Consider the following 23579-nt stretch of genomic DNA (forward strand, 5'->3'; position numbering starts at 1 on the left):
TCATGACAGGAACTAGAGCAGCTATACGATATGCTAAAGCTATTCTTGACATTGCGCAAGAAAACAATAACGCAGCTAGTGTTAACACTGATATGCTTTTAATAGCATCATCGGTTAAAGACAATAAAGAATTGAAAGATTTTTTAACTAGTCCAGTTATTAAAGGAGCTGCAAAACTTGCAGCAACTTTAGAAGTTTTTGCTACGTCACAAAATGAAACAAAGCGTTTATTTCAATTGCTTCAAGAAAACAGAAGATTTGAAATTTTAGAAGCAATAGCTACACAATATAATGGCTTATTTAATGAGTTAAATAATGTGGAAACAGCGGTAGTTACTACGGCAGTTCCTATGACTCAAGAATTAGAAAAGCAAGTATTAGCAAAAGTGGCTACTTTTTCTAGCAAAACTATAACTCTTGAAAACATTGTAGATCCAGCTATTATTGGTGGATTTATTTTAAGAATCGGAGACAAACAATACAATGCATCTGTAACAAACAGATTGCAACAATTAAAAAGAGAATTTAGTAATTAATCATAATAAATCCTGTGGGATTAAAATTATAAATTAAAATGGCTGAAATTAAACCTGCTGAAATATCAGCAATATTAAAAAAGCAATTATCAGATTTTCAATCTGGTGCTACTTTAGAAGAAGTTGGAACAGTACTTCAAGTTGGTGACGGAATCGCACGTGTTCACGGATTATCTAATGCACAATATGGTGAATTAGTACAATTCGATAACGGATTAGAAGCAATCGTTCTTAACTTGGAAGAAGATAACGTTGGGGTTGTATTATTAGGACCATCAACTGGAATCAGAGAAGGTTCAAATGTAAAAAGAACACAACGTATCGCTTCGTTAAAAGTAGGTGAGCAAATCGTAGGTCGTGTTGTTGATACTTTAGGAAACCCTATCGATGGTAAAGGACCTATTGGTGGTGAATTATACGAGATGCCATTGGAAAGAAAAGCGCCTGGAGTTATCTTCCGTCAGCCAGTAAACGAGCCATTACAAACCGGTATTAAGGCAGTTGATGCTATGATTCCAGTTGGTAGAGGACAACGTGAGTTGGTTATTGGTGACCGTCAAACAGGTAAAACTACCGTTTGTATTGATACCATCTTAAATCAAAAAGAATTTTACGATGCTGGTAAACCAGTATTCTGTATATATGTTGCAGTTGGACAAAAAGCGTCTACTGTAGCTGCTATTGCTAAAACATTAGAAGAAAAAGGCGCTATGGCTTACACGGTTATTGTTGCTGCAAATGCTTCTGATCCTGCTGCAATGCAAGTTTATGCTCCATTTGCTGGCGCATCTATTGGAGAATATTTCCGTGATACAGGTCGTCCTGCATTAATCATTTATGATGATTTATCGAAACAAGCGGTTGCTTATCGTGAAGTATCGTTATTGTTAAGAAGACCACCAGGACGTGAAGCTTATCCTGGAGACGTATTCTACTTACACTCAAGATTATTAGAAAGAGCAGCTAAAGTTATTGCTGATGATGATATCGCTAAAGATATGAACGATTTACCAGATTCATTACGTCCAATCGTAAAAGGTGGTGGTTCATTAACTGCTTTACCAATTATCGAAACGCAAGCGGGTGACGTTTCTGCTTATATCCCAACAAACGTAATTTCGATTACTGACGGACAAATCTTCTTAGATGGTGATTTATTCAACTCTGGAGTTCGTCCTGCTATCAACGTAGGTATTTCAGTATCTCGTGTTGGAGGTAACGCGCAAATTAAATCAATGAAAAAAGTAGCGGGTACATTAAAATTAGACCAAGCACAATACCGCGAATTAGAAGCGTTTGCTAAATTTGGTTCTGATTTAGATGCCGTTACACTTAACGTAATTGAAAAAGGAAAACGTAACGTGGAAATCTTAAAACAAGCGGTTAACGACCCATATACTGTAGAAGACCAAGTTGCAATTATCTACGCAGGTTCTAAAAACTTGTTGAGAAAAGTTCCTGTTGAGAAAGTAAAAGAATTCGAAAAAGATTTCTTGGCTTACTTAAATGCAAAACATAGAGACACTTTAGATGCTTTAAAATCTGGTAAATTTGATGATTCAATTACTGAAGTTTTAGAAAAAGCAGCAAAAGAAGTTTCTGCAAAATATTAATTAAATAGTATTAAGTATTAAGTATGAAGAATTAAGATGTCTTTGTACTTAATACTTGAATCTTAATACTGCAATAATGGCAAACTTAAAGGAAATTAGAAATAGGATTAGTTCCGTGCAGTCGACGATGCAAATTACATCGGCGATGAAAATGGTATCTGCTGCTAAATTGAAAAAAGCACAAGATGCAATTACTGCTATGCGACCTTATTCTGAGAAATTAACAGAGTTAATTCAAGGTTTGAGCGCTTCTTTAGAAGGTGATTTTGCTGCAAAATATACAGAACAAAGAGAAGTTAAAAAAGTATTAATCGTGGCCATTGCTTCTAACAGAGGTTTGTGTGGTGCGTTTAATACCAATATCATCAAGCAAGTTAAAAACTTAACTGAAAATGTTTACGCTGGTAAAACCGTTGGGGTTTTTGCAATTGGTAAAAAAGCAAATGACATTTTATTGAAAACCAATGATGTTATTGCCAATCGTAGCGATATTTATGAAGACTTAACTTTCGATAATGTAGCTAAAATTGCAGAAGCTTTAACTCGTTTGTTTGTTGATGGTGAGTACGATAGAATTGAAATTGTATACAACCAATTCAAAAATGCGGCAACTCAAATTATTCAAACAGAACAATTTTTACCTTTAGCGCCAATTGAAGCTTCAGAAGGTGTAGCATCTGATTACATTTTTGAACCTTCAAAAGAAGAAATTGTGTTAACATTGATTCCAAAATCATTAAAAACACAATTATACAAAGCCGTTCGCGACTCATTTGCTTCAGAACACGGAGCACGTATGACAGCTATGCACAAAGCAACAGATAACGCAACAGAATTGAGAAATCAATTGAAATTAACGTATAACAAAGCACGTCAAGCAGCAATTACTGGAGAAATCTTAGAAATTGTTGGTGGAGCAGAAGCTTTGAATGGGTAATTTCTATAACAATATCTTAACTAAATGTCACGTTTTGCGTGACATTTTTTTTTGGTACATTTGCTTTTATTCAATTCCAAAAAACATGCGATTACTATTCTGTCTTTTTGTTTCGTTTATTTCCTTTTCAGCAACTGCGCAACAAACCTTATCACTAGAAAAAATAATGGCTGGCAATGAATTTATTGGTCAGCAACCATCAAATCAACGTTTTGCCATTGATGGCACAACCATACTTTTTGATTGGAATCCCAATAACGAAATTGGTGCGTCAACTTATACATGGAATACCAATACCAAAGTACCAAAATTAGCGCCAAATGATTTCCTTTTTACCCAAGATTTTTATACCAATCAAAAGCAATTTGCAGAAGTTTATTTTTTGAAACAAGGCAATTTGTACGTTTATAATAAAGCAACCAAAAAAGAAAAACCCATTTGGAAATCCAATGAACGCATTTCTAGAGTAGAAAGAAGTACGAATCCTAACGTGCTATTTTTGGAAATAAAAAGCAATTTGTATCAGTTGAATACCAAAGACTTCGAAATTATCCAATTGACCAATTTCAAATCAGGAAAGGAAAGCGCAAAGAAAGAAGAAACACCGAATTTCCTAGAAAGCCAACAAAAAGAATTGTTCCTTTTCGTAAACGAACAAGAAGCGAGAACGAATTGGTACAAACAAAAATCAGAAGGCAGTCAAGAAAAGCAACCAAAAGAGATTTTCTATAACAATTCTTCATTGGAAGCTATAAAAGCAGCGCCAAATGGAAAGTTCGTAACCTTTCGTTTATCAGATTACCCTAGTCAAACGTCAACGAATGTGGAACAGTTCATCACTAAAGACGGTTTCACAGAAAGCAGAAAAGCCAGAGCAAAAGTTTCAGATAAAAACTTGAGCGAACATAAATTCGGGATTTTTAATGTAGCAAAAGATACGGTTTACTATGATGATTTTAGTAAATTATCAGGAATTCAATCGCTTCCCAAATACTATCAAGACTACGAAAACCTGAAAGATAAAGAAGCAAAACCGCAACAAGTAATCATGCAAAGTCCAGTTTATAGCGACGACGCTAAAAATGCCGTAATGGAACTTCGCAGCATGGACAACAAACACCGTTGGATTGTACAATTGGATTTAGAATCAGGAGAAATCACCGAATTAGATCATCAACACGACGAGGCATGGATTGGCGGACCTGGAATTCCAAGTTACGGTTTTGGAAATGGAACATTGGGTTTCATCAATTCGAACACCATTTATTTTCAATCAGAAGTTACTGGATTTTCGCATTTGTATACTTTGGACTTAAATTCGAAGAAGAAAACCGCACTAACTTCAGGAAATTGGGAAGTAAGAAATACCCAACTTTCAAACGATAAAAAGTCGTTTTATTTAACCACAACTACAACGCATCCTGGAAACAGAAGTTTTTATAAATTGGATATCGCTTCCAAAAAAATGACTGGAATTTTTACCAATGACGGCGCTTACGAAGTAGAAATTGCACCTGATGAAAAATCGTTTTTAGTGCGTTATTCGTTCAAAAATAAACCTTGGGAATTGTTTTCTGCCGAAAATAAACCCAATGCCAAGTTGCAACAAATTACATTTTCTACTACCAAAGAGTTCCAGCAATACCAGTGGCAAACACCAGAAGTAGTAACGTTCACCGCTCAAGATGGAAAAACGATTTACGCTCGATTGTACGAACCCAAAAAAGGAAACAAGAACAAAGCCGCTGTCATTTTTGTTCATGGCGCGGGTTATTTGCAAAACGCTCACAATTACTGGAGCACGTATCACAGAGAGTTCATGTTTCATCATTTGTTGACCGATTTGGGCTACACAGTCTTAGATATCGATTACCGTGCAAGTGATGGTTATGGTCGTGATTTTAGAACCGGAATCTATCGTCACATGGGCGGATTAGATTTACAGGATCATTTGGACGGAAAAAAATATTTGGTTGAAAAACTAGGAATTGACACCAATAGAGTAGGGATTTACGGCGGTTCTTATGGCGGATTCATCACTTTAATGGCTTTACTTACAAAACCTGGCGAATTCAAATCGGGAGCGGCTTTGCGAGCAGTTACAGATTGGGCGCATTACAATCAAGGTTATACTTCCAATATTCTAAATTTCCCTGAAACTGATCCATTGGCTTACCAAAAAAGTTCGCCTATTTATTTCGCAAATAACCTACAAGATAGACTATTGATGCTTCATGGAATGGTCGATGATAACGTACAATTTCAAGATATCGTTCGCTTGTCGCAGCGTTTTATTGAATTGGGTAAGAAAAATTGGGATTTAGCCGTTTATCCAGTGGAAGCGCACGGCTTTCAAAAAACCTATTCTTGGGTAGATGAATACCAAAGAATTTTAGATTTGTTCAACGAAACTTTACTAGAAAAATAAGATGTACCAAATTACAGAACTTACTACCAAAGAACAGATGTTGGAACAATTGCCCATTATCCAACAATTGTATCCCGAATTTACTTTGGAAATATACGAATCGTTACTTTTAAGCATGATTCCACACAATTATAAACAATTAATCGTAACTTTAGAGGGAAAAACTATTGGACTTTCCGGGTTTTGGATTGGCGTAAAGTTGTGGTGTGGCAGATATTTGGAACTCGATAATGTAATAGTGCATCCTGATTTCCGTTCGAAAGGCATTGGAAGTTTATTAACCAATACACTCAACGATATTGCTATTGCAAACGATTGCAACATGATGGCTTTAGATGCTTACACGACCAACTTTGGTGCACAAAAATTCTATTTCAATCATGGTTTTGTACCAAAAGGGTTTCATTTTGTCAAATATTTAAAGCCCTAATTGTTTAAATGTTCCCATATAAAACTATAAAATTCTGCTGATTCACTAACTTGGTTTTTATAGTTTGAAATATTTCCATAATGTCCTGCTTTATCCACAACCTGAAGATAAATTGGATTTTTTTGAGACGTTCTATTTTGCAGTTTTGCAACAAATTTATAGGAATGAATAGGAGGAACTCTATCATCATTTCTGGATGTTATAACTAAAGTAGTTGGATAATTAATATCTTCTTTTATGTTGTGAAGTGGAGAGTATTTCATTATCTGTTCGAAATCTTCTTTGATATTTGGATCTCCAAATTCATCTAAATGATATTTTCCTACTGTATATTTGTCAAAATTGTACATATCAAAAACACCTACTACAGGAATGGCCACTTTAAATAAATCAGGCCTTTGAGTAATTGCAACACCTACAACTAGTCCGCCATGGGAACTCCCTGTTATTGCAAGTTTGTTAGCAGAGGTGTATTTTTCAGAAATCAAAAATTCCGCAGCGTCTACAAAATCATTAAATGAGTTCATTTTGTTTTTTCCACTTCCATTTTTGTGCCAATTGGTTCCTTTATCCCCGCCACCTCTTATTTCAGCATAAGCATATACGCCACCTTTTTCTAGAAAATGTAATAAACCAGTATCATAATTAGGAGAACTAATTAATCCAAAACCACCGTAAGCTTTTAATAATGTTGGGTTGTTTCCATCTAGATTTATATTTTTCTTATGAATGATTGTGATTGGAACATCTTTTCCATCCCTACTTTTGTATGTAATTGTTTTAGTTGTAAAATAATCAAAAGGGAATAATGTTGGTTTAGGTCTGATAAAATCATTAAAGTATATTTTACTTTCCCCTGTATTTATGTTTAAACGGTAATTTAAATAAGAGATAGTATGGGAATAGAAAGTTACAAATAATTCATCTGTTTTTTTGTTGTAGAATCGTATCGTGAAGTCCATCCCATATGGTGCTTCAAATTTTCTAATGAAATTACCTTCAAAATCATTTATGTTTATATAAAACTTACCTAGATGTTTATATTTTGTCACAATAAATTTATCTAAAAAATAAGTTTTTATTAAAAGGTGGTTGTATATTTGAGGAATTACGATGGATTTTTCGTCAGGGTTATTAATATTGAATTTACTTATAGATCCCCAAGGAAAACTTTTTGTTTGACAGTAAATAAAATCATTTCTATATTTTATAAATTCAAAAGAGTTTGGATCATCCTTTATAAAAGGAACTATGGCAAAATTATCATCTCCAGTTTTATTGATGTAATAATAATTTTTTAAAGTTTCATTTTTATTACTTTCAATTAAAAACAACTTGTCATCTTGAGAAGTAAAAGAAAATTTGTTTTCAGAGTCCGTTGTGTCAAAAATTAATTTATCATTTGTTTGTGAATCGTTTATTTTGTGGTAGTATAATTGAAAAGTTGAGTCCTTCTCAAAGAAAACTTTATTTGTGTTTTTTTTATAAAAGATGCCTTCATCATATTTCCACGCAATGTTTGAAAATTTAATATCTGTCAAAACATCTGCTAAATATTCTTGTTTTGCAATATCAACAAATCGTATTTCGTGTTTGTCACTTCCGTCTTTACTTACTTCATATGCCAAAAATTTTGAATTGCGGGAAGGATAATAACCAAGTAACAAGACATCTTCACTTTTATAAACCCTATATGGATCAACTAATTCTTTAGGAGAATCATTTAAGTTTTCTCTGAAATGTAAAACTGATGGTTTGTTTTTGTGTAATCGATATTTTGAATAATAAAATTTTCCAATTTTTAAAGGTAAAGAATTGGTAGAGAGATAATCATAATCCTTTATTTTAAAAAGAAAATCATGTTTTTTCACAGTTTTATTAATAGCTTCTTTAGATGAATTGTTTTGATTTTCAATCCATTCTTCTGTAGAATTAGAATTAACATCTTCTAGCCAGATATATTCATCAACAAATGAATGATTAAATTTGGTAATTTCAACGGAGTTGTTTTTTTTGGTTTGTGAAAACAGAATTGATGTAGATAAAATAACAACTAAAAAAGGGATGATTTTCATTAGAGAACTTAAGAATGTTAAAAGCGTAAAATTATTAAAAATGGTCATATATTTGTTGTAATTTGAGGATTATTTATTAAAATGAATTTCATCAAATATCTAAAAGAATAACTATGAAGAAAATAGCGTTAGTATTGGTTTCGATACTTTTCATTTCTTGCAATTGTACCAAAGAAACAGTAGCCAAAGAAACCATTAAAGAAGTTTCATACGAACAATGGGTGGCTGGTGTTCAAGGTGGCGGTTCGGGGATTAATTTTATGGTGGAACTCAATAAACCATTGGAAGAAGGAACTTCACTAGAAAAAGTGCAATTTAAAACGTATGAAGCAGTTTTTGAAAAGAACTCCGATTTGTTGTATGTAACTTACATCAGAACCAAAGTAAATCAATTGAAATTGTACGAGGAAGGTTCCAAAGAATACGGAAATGAAGCTCCGTTACCTGATTTTGGACTAAAACCGAATCAAGCGCGATTATTTTTCAACGAAAACGGCAAAACAAAAGAAGTGTTAATCGATAATGTAATTGAAAAACCCTTGTTGGCTTATCCATCGATGAACAAACCAAAGAATTAACTATTTTTGTTGTAGAAAAACATCCCATTTTGAGTTTATACAAAAGCCTTTTTAAACAAACAGCAATTTATGGTTTGGCAACAGTAGTGCCAAGGTTAATGAGCTTTTTACTCAATCCGCTTTATGTTTATTATCTTGCTGATAAAAGTAAAATGGGTGAAGTTTCCATTATTTTTTCTTATTTGGTATTTTTCAATGTGGTGTTGTCTTACGGAATGGAAACCGCTTTTTTCCGTTTTTACAATTCCGAAAGTCAAAAAACAAATGTAGTTTCTACAGCAACGATTTCGCTTTTGGTTTCTACGATTTCGTTCTTGGTTTTAGGTTTGTTATTTCAAGAGCAAATTGCGCTTTGGTCTAATAAAAATGTAGATTATATTTTCTACACGATTTTGATTTTAGCATTAGACGCTTTGGTGATCATCCCATTTTCAAAATTACGTGCGGAAAGTCGCCCAATGAAATACGCGATTATCAAAATTGGAAATGTTGCCATCAATTTATCGTTGAACATTTTCTTTTTAGTTTTTTTACCCAAATTAGCTACCAACGGCACTATTTTAAAAGGTATTTATCTTGAAGATTTTCAAATTGGATACATTTTTATTTCCAATGTCATTGCGAGTTTGTTTACTTTAATCGTGCTTTTACCGGATTATTTTCAACTGAAATGGCGATTTGACGTAGTGCTTTGGAAGAAAATGCTTCGCTACGGATTTCCAATTTTAATCGCTGGAATTGCTTTCGCTATCAACGAACATTTCGATAAAATTTTATTGGAATGGTTACAAGTTCCATTGGCAGATATTGGTGCGTATTCCGCTTGTTATAAAATTGGAATGTTTATGGTTTTGTTCCGAACCGCTTATACTTTAGGAATTGAACCGTTCTTTTTTAGTCATGCCAAAGAAGAAAATGCGGCTCAAACGTATGCTGCCATTACCAAATATTTTGTCATTTTCGGTTCGTTAATGGCTTTAGGCGTTATTGTTTTTGCGGATGTATTGAAAGTGATTTTGGTGCCAAGAGAAGAATATTGGAACGCCATGAATATAGTTCCGCTGATTGTTATGGCTAATTTCTTTTTAGGCATTTACACCAATCTTTCCGTTTGGTACAAATTGATAGATAAAACAAAAATCGGGGCTTATATCTCTATTGTTGGTGCTATTGTAACTTTGGTGTTCAATATTGTTTTAATTCCAAAAATTGGCTTTGTAGGTTCGGCTATTGCTACCATTTTAGCTTATGGCGCTATGATGTTTATTTCCTACCAAATGGGTCAAAAGAAATATCCAATTCCGTATGAAAAGAAGAAAATCGCGACTTATTTAGTACTTTCCATTACGTTGAGTTTTGTGTCTTTTTATGTCGATATTTTAAGAGAAACCTATGTTTTTGGGATTGCCGCTATCGTATTTTTTACTTACTTTGTCTACAGAAACGAGAAATTACTTTTTGCTAAAATTTTAAAACGAAACTAATGCAAATTAAAATAATCAATAAATCCACGCACGAATTACCTAACTACGAAACCATTGCTTCGGCTGGAATGGATTTACGTGCCAATATCACCGAACCCATCACATTAAACCCTTTGGAAAGAACTATCGTAAAAACTGGTTTATTCATTGAATTACCCATTGGTTACGAAGCTCAAGTGCGACCAAGAAGTGGTTTGGCAGCTAAAAAAGGAATCACAGTTTTAAATTCACCGGGAACCGTTGATGCTGATTATCGCGGAGAAATTGGCGTAATTTTAGTAAATTTATCCAATGAACCTTTCGTAATCGAGAACGGAGAACGCATCGCACAATTAGTCATCGCCAAACACGAACGCGCCGAATGGCAAGAAGTTACCGAATTATCTGAAACCTCAAGAGGAGAAGGCGGTTTTGGAAGCACAGGTGTGAAATAGTATTCAGTGTTCAGTAATTAGTGTTCAGATTGTCAGACTGAGCGAAGTCGAAGTCTTAAGAAAAAATAGTAAAATATAATTGTAGCGAACTTTGCGAAAAACCTTTGCGAGCTTTGCGTTTAAAAAAAAATAGTAAATGAAAATAATAGTACCAATGGCAGGTCGTGGTTCACGTCTTCGCCCACATACATTAACCATTCCAAAACCATTAATTCCAATTGCGGGAAAACCAATTGTACATCGTTTGGTAGAAGATATTGCGAAAGTTTTAAATCAGAAAATTGATGAAGTTGCGTTTATAATTCATGAAAGCTTTGGCCAACAAGTAGAAACTGATTTAATTGCGATTGCTGAAAAGTTAGGAGCAAAAGGAACTATTTATTACCAAAATGAAGCTCTTGGAACGGGTCATGCGATTATGTGTGCTAAAGATTCTTTGAGTGGGCCTGCGGTAATCGCTTATGCGGATACGTTAATTCGTGCGGATTTCGATTTGGATACTTCAGCGGATAGCGTAATTTGGGTAAAACAAGTAGATCAACCAGAAGCTTTTGGAGTGGTTAACTTAAATGCCAATGGCGAAATCATTGAATTGGTAGAAAAACCAAAAGAATTCGTTTCTGATTTGGCGGTAATTGGAATTTACTATTTCAAAGACATTGCGGTATTGAAAAACGAATTGCAATTGGTATTGGATAACAACATCATTCACGGTGGCGAATACCAAATCAATGACGGAATCAAACAAATGATGGAAAAAGGCATGAAATTTGTTCCAGGTAAAGTAGATGAATGGATGGACTGCGGGAATAAAAATGTTACGGTTGAAACCAATGGTAGAATGTTAGGTTTCTTGCATCAAGATGGAGAAAATTTAGTGGCTAGTTCTATTACCAATGAAAATGCAACGATAATTCCACCTTGTTATATTGGTGAAAATGTAGTGTTGAAAAATTGTACCATTGGACCAAATGTATCATTAGGAAATAATTGTAAAGTTGAAAATAGCACGATTACCAATAGTTTAATCCAAACCAATGCTACTATCAAAAACGCCAAACTAGACAACGCCATGATAGGAAATCACGCGAGTTTTGATGGTAATTTTACCAATATTAGTATTGGAGATTATTCGGTTTTAGAGTAAAAAACAGTTGAAATAGGTCAGAAAATGAATAGAAAAATAATTCAAATTGTATTTGTAATGTTGTTTTCCTTTGGAATGCAATTCACGACCTATGCTCAAGAAAATCCAGATGAAATTGCTATTGTTGATGATGCTTTGGAAAATGATTTTTATGAAGCGCTCAAACAACGTGCTATCGAAAATTATGACAAAGCAGTAATTGCCATTGAGAAATGTATTCAAAAAGACGATAAAAATCCGGTTTTTCATCATGAATTGGGTAAAAATTTATTGGATTTAAAACGCTATAACGAAGCTGAAGTTGCCTTTCAAAAAGCAGTTGATTTAGACAAAACCAATCGTTGGTTCTTAAACGGTTTGTACGATGTCTATTACCAAACCAAAAACTTCCAAAAATCGATTCCGATTGTTCAAAAACTGGTTGCTTTTGATGTAAATATGCGGGAAGATTTGGTTTCCTTGTATATGTATACGAACCAACATGATAAAGCGCTTCAAGTGATTAGAGAAATTGAAAGCACAGCAGTTTTATCAGAAATGATGGAATATTACAAATTACGAATATTAAATACCAATATCAATTCGCAAAACCAAAAAGAAGAATTAGAGCAAGCGATTAAAAATAATCCACAAGACGAACAGTTGTACATTGATTTGATGTTGTATTATTCCAGAAACAATCAAGAAGACAAAGCGTTTGAAGTGGCTCAAAAATTAGCAGAAGAAATTCCAAGTTCGGATTGGGCGCAAATTAGTTTGTTCAAGTTTTATTTGCAAGAAAACCTAGGCGATAAAGCTTCAGAATCGTTATTTAAAGTATTTCGAAACACCAAAATTGATGTCAAAATCAAACATCGTATGTTGAATGAATTTCTCATTTACGTGAATAAGACCAATAATTATTTCGATAAATTAAGCACTGCGGTTGATTATTTGGTTGATGATAAAACTATTGATGTGGCTAAAGAAGTTGGGAAGTTTTTCTTCAACAAAAAGAACGTGCAACAAACCAATTTGTATCTAGAAAAATCGTTGATGAACAATCCAAATGATTTTGAAACGATGACACTTTTGCTAGATAATTTTGTAAATGCTAATGACTATGATGCGGTGGCCAATCGTGCGAAAGTATTTATTGATTTTTTTCCAACACAAGCCAATTTGTATTACTATGCAGGATTTGCACTAAATAAAACTGCTAAATACAAAGAAGCGATTACTATTTTAGAAACTGGCTTGGATTTTGTTATTGAAAACCCAGAATTGGAATACCAATTTTTAATTCAATTGAGTCAAGCACACGATGCTAACAAAAACACCAAAAAAAGAGACGAGTATTTGAAAAAAGCAGAACTCTTAGTCAAAAAGAAATAAAATGAAAAAAATAGCTGCTTTTGTAGTACTTACCATAGTTTTAATAGGATGTAAAGCCAAAAAAGGAGTCGCGGAATTATCGGCTAATGAAGCAATGGCTGCCACTAAAGTAATTCAATCGCATTACGATAATGAGAAAAATTTTGAATCGCTCAACATTCGTGCAACGGCAAAATACAGAGATGAAAAAAATATGCAAACGGTTTCGGCTGATATTCGCATCAAGAAAGATGAAATCATTTGGATTAACGTAAAATTACTTGGTTTTCCTGTTGCCAAAGCCAAAATAACTCCTGAAAAAGTAAGTTACTACGAGAAAATCAACAACACCTATTTCGAAGGAAATTTTGATGTATTGAGTAATTGGTTAGGAACCGATTTGGATTTCCAAAAGTTGCAAAATTTATTAATTGGTAATGCCATCGATGATTTATCAAAAGGACAATATACGGCTAAAATTCAAAATAATTTATACCAATTAACCGAAAAAAGCAAAACTAATACTTCCAAAGAATTTTATTTTGAAGCAGCAAATTTCTTGATAAAGAAAGCTATTATCGCGCAAAAGAACGAAAACCGTAAATTAGAAATTCAATATCCATCGCATGGAAAACAGAACGGCATGTTTTTACCTAATGAAATTTCCATCAATGCCCAACAAGAAAAGGAAGTAAAAATTGATTTAATCTATAAGAATATTACCTTTGACGAAAAATTAAGTTATTCGTTCAGTATTCCAGACGGATTTGAAGAAGTAACTATCAATAAATCGCATTAATTTGAAAGTAACAATGAATAAAAGTTTCGTACTCCTTTTTTTATTAGCATTCACTTTGGGTATCGCGCAACCTTCTGATAAGCAACGTCAATTAGAAGAGCAAAAGCAGCAGATTCAAAAGGAAATTGCTACTTTCAAGAAATTATTGCAAAACGAAACTAAAAAGGAAAAATCGGTTTTAAATGAAATTTCAGCGCAAAAAGTACGCATTCGATTAAGCGAAAAATTGATTAGTACAACAGCGAAACAAATGCGTCTATTAGATGACGATATTTATTTGACCCAATTAGAAATCAATAAATTAAATCGCGAACTAAATGTTTTAAAAGAAGATTACGCAAAAATGATTGTAAAATCTTATAAAAGCAGAAACGATCAAAGTCGCGTCATGTTTGTACTTTCTTCCCAAAATTTCCTACAAGCTTACAAGCGCATTCAATACATGAAGCAATATGCTGGCTTCAGAAAAATGCAAGGCGATGAAATTCAAGAAAAGCAAGAAAGTTTGAAACAAGCGGTAACGCGTTTAGAAGCCGGAAAAAAAGAAAAGCAGAAAGTATTAGCCGAAAGCGAAGCCGAGAAAAAAGAATTGGAAATCCAAAAGCAAGAACAAGAAAAACTGGTAAAACTGATTCAAAAAGATAAGAAAAAATACGCGGCAGATATCAACAAAAAACAAAAAGAAGCTAAAGCAATTGATGCCCAAATAAAGAAATTACTTGCCGAAGCCATTGCCGAAGCCAACCGTAAAAACGCAGCAAAAACAGGAGTAAAAACACCAACGGCAACAGCAAGTTCAAAATTTGTGTTAACACCAGAAGGAAAAATTGTATCCGATAATTTCAAATCGAATAAAGGGAAGTTGCCTTGGCCAGTAGAAAAAGGCTATGTGTACAATAAATTTGGCGTTAGACCGCATCCAACGGAAAGAAATCTTACCATTAATAATAGTGGTGTTGAAATTGCAACGGAAAGTGGTAGTAATGCTAGAGCTGTTTTTGAAGGCGAAGTATTGCAAATTCAGTTAATCAAAGGAACAAACAGAAAAATGGTTTATGTTCGACATGGAGATTTTGTTACTATCTATCAAAATTTAGAAACCGTAAATGTTAGAATTGGTGATAAAGTTTCTTTCAAGCAAAATCTAGGTAGAATTGCCACTGATGCTTCAGGTAAAGCCATTATCAAGTTTATAATCACACAAAACGTTGACACCTTAAACCCAGAATTGTGGTTAGCAAATATGTAGTTTTTAAGGTTTAAATGAAAAGACCTGATAGTTTTAAGCTGTCAGGTCTTTTTGTTTTTAATTAGCTTTTACCTTTTCGGTCGATAGCGCAGAATTGTATTCTGTGCCCGCAATCTTCTTCAAAACACTTTTCATATTGTTTTTTCATTATCACAACGATATCGCGGAATTGCATTCCGTGCCCACAATCTATTTCAAAATAAATAAACTTTCTTTAGAACGAGACCTGACAGGTTTCAAAAACCTGTCAGGTCTGAAGGCGTTAACAATGCTGTGAGAAATTTGAGTTTTTTTTCATTAACTTATCTCAGTATGCCATCCACCAATGTAGTGTTTTGAAAGCAGGAAAAATATAATTATTCCAAGAGCTACTAACAATGCAAAAAAATGTTTTTTAAAACTTTGTAAAATTAAAACACCTAAAGTAGTTACTAGCATAACAATTCCCTTTTTTAGATAAGGATTTACAACCATTTCTTTTAATTCTTCAGGAATTAAGGGGTTTTGAAGCTTTAATTTCATAGAATAATATTGAGCAAAAGTGGCTAGAATAAAAAGTGAAATAAATGCCAAGCAAACATATGTTGTTACTTTTACTTTTTTTGAATTATTTAGGTTTTCAAACATTTTTTTTACAATAAATCAATAGTGAAATCTTAATAATACTTCCATTCACTCAAGTTAATTTTATCAAAACAACAACTTGCGTCATCAAAAATCGGAGAAAAATCTAGTTCATCTGTTGTTGTTACAAACCCTTCTTCTTTAAGTTTATAATTTTTGTCATAAACAAATATTTTTGCTGAGTAAGTTTTTGATTTAGCATCATACTTTATATCTTCATATTTAGTTATGATTTTTTCACTTTCGTCATAAAATTCCAATTTTCCTTTTAAAATTCCATTTTCATAATTTGCTTTACAAGCTTTGGATAAAACTTTCCCATTTTCAAAGAAAAATGATTCAAAAATTCCATGTCTTTTATTATTGTTTCTATCAAAATCATATTTGACAATGTATCCAATAATTGTGTCTGTTTTTTGAACTAAACTATCATTGTTAATTTTTATAGTGTCTTCCTTAATTGATTTACTTTCAATTTTATTTGAGCAACCAAATAAAATAGTTAAACTCAAAATTATTGTACATTTAAATAAGTATAATGAATTTGACATGGTAATATCTTTATAAATTTATAAACTTAATAAGGATTGAAGATTTTTAACTTAATATAAACCCCTAAATCCCCTCCAACAACTCCAACGCCTTATTAATACTTTTCACATTCTCAAAAGTCAATAACAAACGCAAGCCGTTTTTGGTTTCTTTCTCTTTCATTTTACAGAGGTTGCCGTTTTGTTGTACAAACTGTAATACCTTCATAAATCGGCTGGTTTGGTAAAAATCACTTTGTTGGTCGCTAATGAAATAACCAACCATTTTTCCTTGTTTGATTACCACTTTTTCTAAACCAATAGCCGTTGCTTTCCATTTAATTCTAACTGAATTTAGTAACGCAATTGCTGGTTTTGGCAATGCACCAAAGCGGTCAATCAGTTTTTGTTCAAATTGTTGTAAAGTAGCTTCGTCTTTAATTTGGCTTAATTCATTGTACAAATTCAAGCGTTCTGTAATGTTGTTGATGTAATCATCTGGGAACAGAATTTCGTAATCGGTATCAATTTGCAGGTCTTTTACGTATTCTTTAGTTTCGTTGTCGTTTTCGTCTTGGTACAAGTCTTTGAACTCGTTTTCTTTTAGTTCTTCAATGGCTTCGTTCATGATTTTTTGGTAAGTTTCAAAACCAATTTCATTGATAAAACCGCTTTGTTCGCCACCTAATAAATCCCCAGCACCACGAATTTCCAAATCTTTCATGGCAATATTAAAACCACTTCCCAATTCACTAAATTGAGTCAAGGCTTGAATACGTTTTCTAGCTTCTTCCGTCATCGCAGAATACGGCGGTGTAATGAAATAACAGAACGCTTTCTTGTTACTTCTTCCCACACGACCCCGCATTTGGTGCAAATCAGACAATCCAAAGTTATTGGCATTATTAATAAAAATCGTATTCGCATTGGGAACATCTAAACCACTTTCGATAATGGTGGTGGCTACTAAAACATCAAATTCACCTTCCATAAACGCCAACATTAATTCTTCCAATTTCTTGCCGTCAAGTTGCCCATGACCGATACCTACTTTTGCATTAGGCACTAATCGTTGAATCATTCCAGCAACTTCTTTGATATTTTCAATGCGGTTGTTAATGAAATACACTTGTCCGCCACGCTCAATTTCATAAGAAATCGCATCGCGAATAATTTCTTCGTTAAAACCAACCACCTGTGTTTCAATTGGATAACGATTAGGCGGTGGCGTTGTAATTACCGATAAATCCCGAGCCGCCATCAATGAAAATTGTAAGGTTCTAGGAATTGGAGTAGCCGTTAAGGTCAATGTATCAACCGTTGTAGAGATAGCTTTGAGTTTGTCTTTTACGTTTACACCAAATTTCTGTTCTTCGTCAATTATCAATAAGCCCAAATCTTTGAACTTTACATTTTTATTCACCAATTGATGCGTACCAATTAAAATATCCAATTTTCCTTCTTCCAATTCCTGCAAAATAGCCGCTTTTTGTTTCGCTGTTCTAAAACGATTCAGGTAATCAATTTTTACTGGCATATCTTTCAAACGCTCAGAAAACGTTCGGAAATGTTGGTAAGCTAAAATGGTTGTTGGTACTAAAATAGCTACTTGTTTGCTATTGTCAACGGCTTTAAAGGCAGCACGAATGGCAACTTCTGTTTTTCCAAAACCAACATCACCACAAACCAATCGATCCATCGGGCGATCGCTTTCCATATCCATTTTTACATCGAGTGTGGCTGTGATTTGGTCTGGCGTATCTTCATAAATGAACGAACTTTCTAATTCTTTTTGCAAATAACTATCGGGAGCAAAGGCAAAACCTTTATCCAAGCGACGTTTCGCATACAACTGAATCAGATTGAACGCAATGTGTTTTACTCGTGCTTTGGTTTTTTGTTTTAAAGCTTTCCAAGCGCCACTTCCTAGTTTGTATATTTTTGGTGGTGTTCCGTCTTTACCGTTGTATTTCGAAATCTTATGTAGCGAATGAATGCTCACATACACAATATCGTTATCGGCATAAACTAGTTTGATGGCTTCTTGTTTTTTACCTTCGACTTCAATTTTTTGTAAACCGCCAAATTTTCCAATGCCATGATCAATATGCGTTACATAATCGCCTACGGTTAATGAATTCAGTTCTTTTAGCGTAATGGTTTGCTTTTTGGAATACCCGTTTTTAATCGAAAATTTATGGTAACGTTCAAAAATTTGATGGTCGGTATAACAAGCAATTTGGTTTTCTAAATCGACAAAACCTTGGTATAAAGGAAAAACCAATGTCTTATATTGCTTACGAATACTTTCATGGTTTTCTTCATCGATATCTTCGAAAATATCATGGAAACGATTCGCCTGATTTTCATTGGAACAAAACAAATAATTGGTAATTCCGTTGAAATGATTTTCGCCTAAATTGTTCAGCAATAAGTCGAATTGCTTATTAAAAGAAGGCTGCGGTTGAATTTGGAAAGTAAACGTTTTCTCCGATTTAAAAATAGGGCTATTCAGTTCAATTACTGAAAAATCCAAAGCACGTTTCAGAAATTGGGCTTCATTCAGAAACAATTCTTCAGGTTGCGCATGTTTGATATCGGAAGATAATTTTCCAAAAGCTTCAGTAGCTTTATCGAATAATTTATTTAGATTTTTGCCTAGTAATTCGGTATTTTGAATGACTAAAACGGTTTTTTCGTTGATGTAATTCAGGAAACTTTCTCTGCTTTCTTGTAGCATTTTGTTTTCCACATTCGGCATGATGCTGATTTTCTTTAGTTTTTCAACTGAAAGTTGGGTTTCCACATCAAAACTTCGAATGCTATCCACTTCATTTCCAAAAAATTCAATGCGGTACGGATGATCATTGGAAAAGGAAAACACATCCACAATTCCACCACGAACCGAAAATTCGCCAGGTTCTGTTACAAAATCTACGCGTTTGAAGTTGTATTCGAATAAAGTTTCATTAATAAAATCGATAGAAACCGCTTCGTTAACCGAAAGTTTTAGCGTGTTTTTTTCCAATTCTTTTCGGGTTACTACTTTTTCAAAAATAGCATCGGTATACGAAACAATAATGGCTGGTTTTTTTCTTGAATTGATTCGATTTAAAACTTCGGCACGTAATAGAATATTCGCATTATCAGTTTCTTCAATTTGATACGGTCGGCGATAAGAACCTGGATAAAACAAAACATCTTGGTCGTTGATGAGTTGTTCCAAATCGTTCAAATAGTAAGCAGCTTCTTCCTTATCGTTAAAAAGTAATAAAATAGGAAGTTCCGTTTTTTGAAAAACCGCTTCAATTACAAATGACAATGAAGAACCTACTAAACCTGAAACAAAAAGTTTGGGTCGAGTCGCAAGTGCATCACTAAGCAGTTTTACCGTAGTGTTTTTTTGGTATTTTTGAGAAATATTAGAAGCCTTCAAAGATTGCTATTTTTGTTGTTTGCTTTTATTTTTTGGAGGATTTGGACTATCTAATTCCATTTTTTCTTCCATTAATTTGGAATTAGCATTTCTTGTAGTGTCCAAAGCACGAATCATTTCGTCTTCACCAATTTCTTTTGGAATGGCAGCTTTGATTACAATTTCGTTCCATTGTTTGTAAACACCGTTAATTTCTGTGTTGATTTCTTCAATCAATTGAATCACTCTTTTTTCTGGAATATCTTGTAAATGAATAAAAGTATCTAACGATTTAATTTTGGTATTCAAGGTAATTAAACGACTACGCACTTGTGGTGAATTGTATTTTTCTGGTACAGTTACTACCAAAGTATCTGCTTTTCCGCTTACATTTTTTACTTTCATTTGGAAGGCCAACAAGGACGTCTTTGGATTTTGTTGCATTTCTTTTTGAAACTGTTGCCATTCGTTCCAAGAAAGTAACACTTTTTCGATTTCAGGTTGGGCTTGCGGAAAGTTGAAGTTCCATTTTTTGGAAATATTTTGAAAAACCAATTCGTTTTTTTGCGCTAATTTTTCGGCTTCTTTGGCTTGCTCATCAAAATCATTGCAACTTACCAAAAGCACACAAGCGAGAATAAAATAGAGTAATTGTTTCATTTTGGAATTGAAAATAAGAACAAAAATACAAATGTTTGTGCAAGAAACCCGCTTTTGGTTAAATTCTTAACAACAATTTCAAAAGGTGAAGTTAAAAAACAATTCAGACGTTCAATTGTAGGAGTGAAAATATTATATTTGCGTATCAAATTAACCTACTAAATGGATACAAAAGTTTTAATCATTGGAGCTTGCGGGCAAATTGGAACTGAATTAACAGCTAAACTACGAGCAACTTATGGCGTTGAAAATGTAGTGGCTTCCGATATACGAAAATTAGAAAATGACGTGGTTAAAAACGGTATTTTCGAAGTCTTAAATGCATTAGATTACAACCAAATCGAGTATTTAATTGAAAAATACGAAATTACCGATGTATATTTAATGGCAGCTTTATTGTCTGCAACAGCCGAGAAAAACCCTGCCTTCGCTTGGGATTTGAATATGAATTCGTTGTTTCATGTTTTAAACATTGCTAAAGCAGGAAAGATTAAAAAAATCTTTTGGCCATCGAGTATTGCGGTTTTTGGACCAACAACACCAAGAGAAAACACACCACAATATACCGTAATGGAACCATCAACTGTTTATGGGATTTCAAAACAAACAGGCGAAAGATGGTGCGAATACTATTTCAAGCAATATGGAGTTGATGTAAGAAGTATTCGTTATCCAGGTTTGATTAGTTGGAGCACTGAACCAGGAGGCGGAACAACTGATTACGCTGTTGATATTTACCACAAAGCCATTTTAGATGGAAAGTTTACTAGTTTTTTATCTGAAAACTCAGCACTTCCCATGATGTATATGGACGATGCGATTAAAGCAACTGTTGGAATCATGCAAGTGCCAGCAGAACAAATTAAGATTCGTTCTTCATATAATTTATCGGCGATGAGTTTTACACCAAGAGAAATTGCGGAAGAAATCAAAAAACATTATCCTGATTTCACAATTGGTTACAATCCTGATTTTCGTCAGAAAATTGCAGATAGTTGGCCAGCAAGCATTGATGATTCTTATGCAAGAGCAGATTGGGGTTGGCAAAATGACTTCACCATAGAAAATATGACGGAAGACATGTTTACAAACTTAAAAACTCATGTTTATAAAAAATAGAAAAACGCTCCAAGAAGGAGCGTTTCTCATTAAAAAACAAAAAACAAACTTACTCCTGAACAATAGGAGCTCTTAATGACTCTAATACAGCAACAACTTCACCAATTAAAGCTGGGTCTGTTACGCCATTTAATCCGGCAGCAGCACCTACATAACCGATAAATTTGTCGTATTCTGCATTGTTAGATTTTTTGCCCATTCTAGGATTTTGTGCAGGATCGTGAGCTGCAACCATGTTTAAACCTGAATAAGTGTTTGTTGCGCCTCCACCAGTATTGGCTGAGAAGAAATCGGTTAAGTTATTACTCAAAACAGCAACATTCGTTGTGTTTCCACTTAATGCTTCTGAAATAACTGGTGCAAAATGTTCACCTAAATTTCCATTTGCATCAGCTACAATATCGCTAACGATTAATGTAATGGTTGAATCTACAACTGAACGATAGCTAAGACGCCCTTGTTCAATCATTTGTCCAGGATTATTTGGATCTGCAACCATTGTTGTTCCTCCTAATTTTTGATAGAGCGACATTTCTTGTGGTGTTGCATCATCATCATCGCTACATGATGTAAAAAATGCACCAGTTCCAATGAATAAGGCAAATAGTGCCATTGTTGAAAACTTTTTCATAGTAAATATATTTAAGGATTAATTAAAAATTCGTTGAATGCCTCTCGAAAACTTATAACTAAAGCTGTCTTCGTTCATTACGGGACAAACTTGTTTTTTGCCCACTTCTTCCGAAACTAGAAAGCGTTCAGCATTATAATTTCCTTTGGTAATTAATTGGTCATAAATCGATTTTGAGTCTGCAATTCGGTTGTCGTGAAAAAAAACTAAAATGCCAGTTTCAGGATTTAATCTATCCGTTTTGACACCTGGAATGCTTTTTAAATTGCGGTGAATTTCTTTTGCTTTTAGTGAATCAATAGGTTCTTTAAAGTCGATTCGGCTAATTTGTAAGGTTGCATTATCAACTTGAACAGGATTTGCAGTAGCAATATGCACCACTAATACGATGAATAATACTAGGAAGATTCCAAAAACACTTCCCAAGAAGATTTTAATTTTTTTGTTGATTCTCATAGTTTTTGATTTTCTTGTTTTCTACACTTACGAAATCAATTGGATTTTGGTTTTTAGAATCAAAAAAAATCCTGAAACGAGTCAGGATTTGAGTAATTTACTTTTTATTTATGAGGGTATTTTCTATTTCTGTTTTGATTTGAATGACTTCTTTGCTAACATCATTAGGAATAGTCATGGAAAGTACATAATGTTTGATTTTCCATTTCCCGTTTACTTTCACCAAAACACCTGAACCTCTGCAAATTTTCATTTGTGTATCCAATAATTCATCAAACCAAGCCGTTTTTCCATTGTTGCCCAAAAAGACATTTCGCTCAATAGCTTTGAAACTCCAAGCTTTACCTTTATCAAAATGCGGTTTTGCGTAGGCTTGAAATGCAGTTTTATTCCAATTTTCTGTAGCATCAGTTCCAATGAAAATAGCATCGTCAGTCATGAGATTGAAATAGTTTTCAAAGTCAGCCGATGCTGCTGCTTCATGCCAATTATCTAAAACGGAATTAATAACTTGTTTCTCTGATTGCAATTGTTTCTCACAAGGTTTGCAGGAGAATAGTAGTGTTGCTAGTAGGATTAGGAATGTTCTTTTCATGTTTTTATTTGAATTTTTTTGTTTCCCCTCCTTTCGAGGGGTGCCTGAAAGGCGGGGTGGTAATTATTCTATTCTGTATTCTGAAATAATGAATTGTTCCAATTCTTTCATTACGTTTTCAGTATCATATTTCATTTTTGTTGTAGAAATTCTAAAAATTCTTAAACCTAAATTTTTGAGAAACAATTCTCTTTTTTTGTCATAATCTTCTTGAAAATTGTGAATTTCTCCATCAATTTCAATAACTAATCCAAGTGTTTTTACATACAAGTCAACAATGTAATTTCCGATAATTCTTTGTCTATCAAAATCAATATTCCAAAACGATTTATTTCTTACTTCTTTCCAAAAAACAACTTCAGAAAAATTACCGGCTTTTCTAAGCGCCTTAGCTCTATCTTTTAGAGAAGGATTATAAGGTAAATTTAAAATAAAGTTTCTTTTAATTGGAATGTTATGAATTGTCGTTAAGATTTCTTCTTGCAT

At 33.5% G+C, this 23579-nt stretch carries 22 protein-coding genes; 13 read left to right on the forward strand and 9 right to left on the reverse strand.

The features are described from left to right. The first annotated feature begins 2 nt into the window (after positions 1-2). The 5 genes from atpH (at position 3) to DPN68_RS00865 (ending at position 5944) form a co-directional block, all read left to right on the forward strand. Entirely contained in the window at positions 3-536 is a 534-nt protein-coding gene (atpH, locus tag DPN68_RS00845) for an ATP synthase F1 subunit delta (RefSeq protein ID WP_113987689.1), read from the forward strand. Between the two features lie 38 nt (positions 537-574). After that, positions 575-2149: a F0F1 ATP synthase subunit alpha gene (gene atpA / locus DPN68_RS00850; RefSeq protein WP_113987690.1), complete on the forward strand. Its 1575-nt coding sequence runs from the start codon at positions 575-577 to the stop codon at positions 2147-2149. 76 nt (positions 2150-2225) lie between these two features. Continuing rightward, entirely contained in the window at positions 2226-3086 is an 861-nt protein-coding gene (gene atpG, locus DPN68_RS00855; protein ID WP_113987691.1) for an ATP synthase F1 subunit gamma, read from the forward strand. An 85-nt stretch (positions 3087-3171) separates the two neighbouring features. Beyond that, the gene (locus DPN68_RS00860; protein WP_113987857.1) at positions 3172-5514 is read left to right on the forward strand and encodes a S9 family peptidase; all 2343 of its coding nucleotides are present in this window, start codon (positions 3172-3174) and stop codon (positions 5512-5514) included. Between the two features lies 1 nt (position 5515). Further along, positions 5516-5944: a GNAT family N-acetyltransferase gene (locus tag DPN68_RS00865; RefSeq protein WP_113987692.1), complete on the forward strand. Its 429-nt coding sequence runs from the start codon at positions 5516-5518 to the stop codon at positions 5942-5944. On the opposite strand, the gene DPN68_RS00870 is transcribed toward DPN68_RS00865, so the two are convergent. Then, positions 5941-8067: a prolyl oligopeptidase family serine peptidase gene (locus tag DPN68_RS00870; protein ID WP_113987693.1), complete on the reverse strand. Its 2127-nt coding sequence runs from the start codon at positions 8065-8067 to the stop codon at positions 5941-5943. The two genes, DPN68_RS00865 and DPN68_RS00870, sit on opposite strands and share 4 nt — an antisense overlap. Positions 8068-8132: 65 nt before the next feature. Here DPN68_RS00870 and DPN68_RS00875 point away from each other — a divergent pair, with 65 nt between their 5' ends. The 7 genes from DPN68_RS00875 (at position 8133) to DPN68_RS00905 (ending at position 15063) form a co-directional block, all read left to right on the forward strand. After that, positions 8133-8597 carry a hypothetical protein gene (locus DPN68_RS00875; protein ID WP_113987694.1) on the forward strand — a complete coding sequence of 155 codons (465 nt, stop codon included), beginning with the start codon at positions 8133-8135 and terminating at the stop codon, positions 8595-8597. 29 nt (positions 8598-8626) lie between these two features. Continuing rightward, the gene (locus DPN68_RS00880) at positions 8627-10081 is read left to right on the forward strand and encodes a lipopolysaccharide biosynthesis protein (RefSeq protein WP_113987695.1); all 1455 of its coding nucleotides are present in this window, start codon (positions 8627-8629) and stop codon (positions 10079-10081) included. Continuing rightward, positions 10081-10515, forward strand: coding sequence for a dUTP diphosphatase (gene dut, locus DPN68_RS00885; RefSeq protein ID WP_113987696.1), 435 nt, complete (start codon positions 10081-10083; stop codon positions 10513-10515). The genes DPN68_RS00880 and dut overlap by 1 nt, the downstream gene beginning before the upstream one ends. Before the next feature lie 136 nt (positions 10516-10651). After that, positions 10652-11662: a sugar nucleotidyltransferase gene (locus DPN68_RS00890; protein ID WP_113987697.1), complete on the forward strand. Its 1011-nt coding sequence runs from the start codon at positions 10652-10654 to the stop codon at positions 11660-11662. 24 nt (positions 11663-11686) lie between these two features. After that, the gene (locus DPN68_RS00895) at positions 11687-13036 is read left to right on the forward strand and encodes a tetratricopeptide repeat protein (protein WP_113987698.1); all 1350 of its coding nucleotides are present in this window, start codon (positions 11687-11689) and stop codon (positions 13034-13036) included. A gap of 1 nt (position 13037) precedes the next feature. Further along, positions 13038-13814 (forward strand): DUF4292 domain-containing protein, encoded by a 777-nt coding sequence (locus DPN68_RS00900; RefSeq protein ID WP_113987699.1) that lies wholly within the window; start codon positions 13038-13040, stop codon positions 13812-13814. A 13-nt stretch (positions 13815-13827) separates the two neighbouring features. Then, positions 13828-15063, forward strand: coding sequence for a murein hydrolase activator EnvC family protein (locus tag DPN68_RS00905; protein WP_113987858.1), 1236 nt, complete (start codon positions 13828-13830; stop codon positions 15061-15063). A 297-nt stretch (positions 15064-15360) separates the two neighbouring features. Here DPN68_RS00905 and DPN68_RS00910 read toward each other — a convergent pair whose 3' ends face one another. From DPN68_RS00910 to DPN68_RS00925, 4 genes are all read right to left on the reverse strand, one after another. After that, entirely contained in the window at positions 15361-15690 is a 330-nt protein-coding gene (locus DPN68_RS00910; RefSeq protein ID WP_113987700.1) for a hypothetical protein, read from the reverse strand. Between the two features lie 29 nt (positions 15691-15719). Next, positions 15720-16238, reverse strand: a complete 519-nt coding sequence (locus DPN68_RS00915; protein WP_113987701.1) for a hypothetical protein — start codon at positions 16236-16238, stop codon at positions 15720-15722. 64 nt (positions 16239-16302) lie between these two features. Continuing rightward, positions 16303-19602 (reverse strand): transcription-repair coupling factor, encoded by a 3300-nt coding sequence (gene mfd / locus DPN68_RS00920; RefSeq protein WP_239986984.1) that lies wholly within the window; start codon positions 19600-19602, stop codon positions 16303-16305. A gap of 57 nt (positions 19603-19659) precedes the next feature. Further along, positions 19660-20292: a hypothetical protein gene (locus DPN68_RS00925; RefSeq protein ID WP_113987703.1), complete on the reverse strand. Its 633-nt coding sequence runs from the start codon at positions 20290-20292 to the stop codon at positions 19660-19662. A 162-nt stretch (positions 20293-20454) separates the two neighbouring features. On the opposite strand from DPN68_RS00925, the gene DPN68_RS00930 reads away from it, so the two are divergent. After that, positions 20455-21411: an NAD-dependent epimerase/dehydratase family protein gene (locus tag DPN68_RS00930; protein WP_113987704.1), complete on the forward strand. Its 957-nt coding sequence runs from the start codon at positions 20455-20457 to the stop codon at positions 21409-21411. Positions 21412-21460: 49 nt separating this feature from the next. Here the strand turns inward: DPN68_RS00930 and DPN68_RS00935 are convergent, their stop codons facing one another. The 4 genes from DPN68_RS00935 to DPN68_RS00950 all read right to left on the reverse strand — a co-directional run bounded on the left by DPN68_RS00935 (position 21461) and on the right by DPN68_RS00950 (position 23579). Further along, complete coding sequence (locus DPN68_RS00935) at positions 21461-22042, reverse strand: globin family protein (protein ID WP_113987705.1); 582 nt, start codon at positions 22040-22042, stop codon at positions 21461-21463. 18 nt (positions 22043-22060) lie between these two features. After that, positions 22061-22498, reverse strand: a complete 438-nt coding sequence (locus DPN68_RS00940; protein ID WP_113987706.1) for a hypothetical protein — start codon at positions 22496-22498, stop codon at positions 22061-22063. A 97-nt stretch (positions 22499-22595) separates the two neighbouring features. Then, positions 22596-23093 carry a nuclear transport factor 2 family protein gene (locus tag DPN68_RS00945; protein ID WP_113987707.1) on the reverse strand — a complete coding sequence of 166 codons (498 nt, stop codon included), beginning with the start codon at positions 23091-23093 and terminating at the stop codon, positions 22596-22598. A gap of 63 nt (positions 23094-23156) precedes the next feature. Beyond that, positions 23157-23579, reverse strand: a complete 423-nt coding sequence (locus DPN68_RS00950) for an endonuclease domain-containing protein (RefSeq protein WP_113987708.1) — start codon at positions 23577-23579, stop codon at positions 23157-23159.

The organism is Flavobacterium tibetense (genome assembly GCF_003293845.1).
Classification (GTDB): Bacteria; Bacteroidota; Bacteroidia; order Flavobacteriales; family Flavobacteriaceae; genus Flavobacterium; species Flavobacterium tibetense.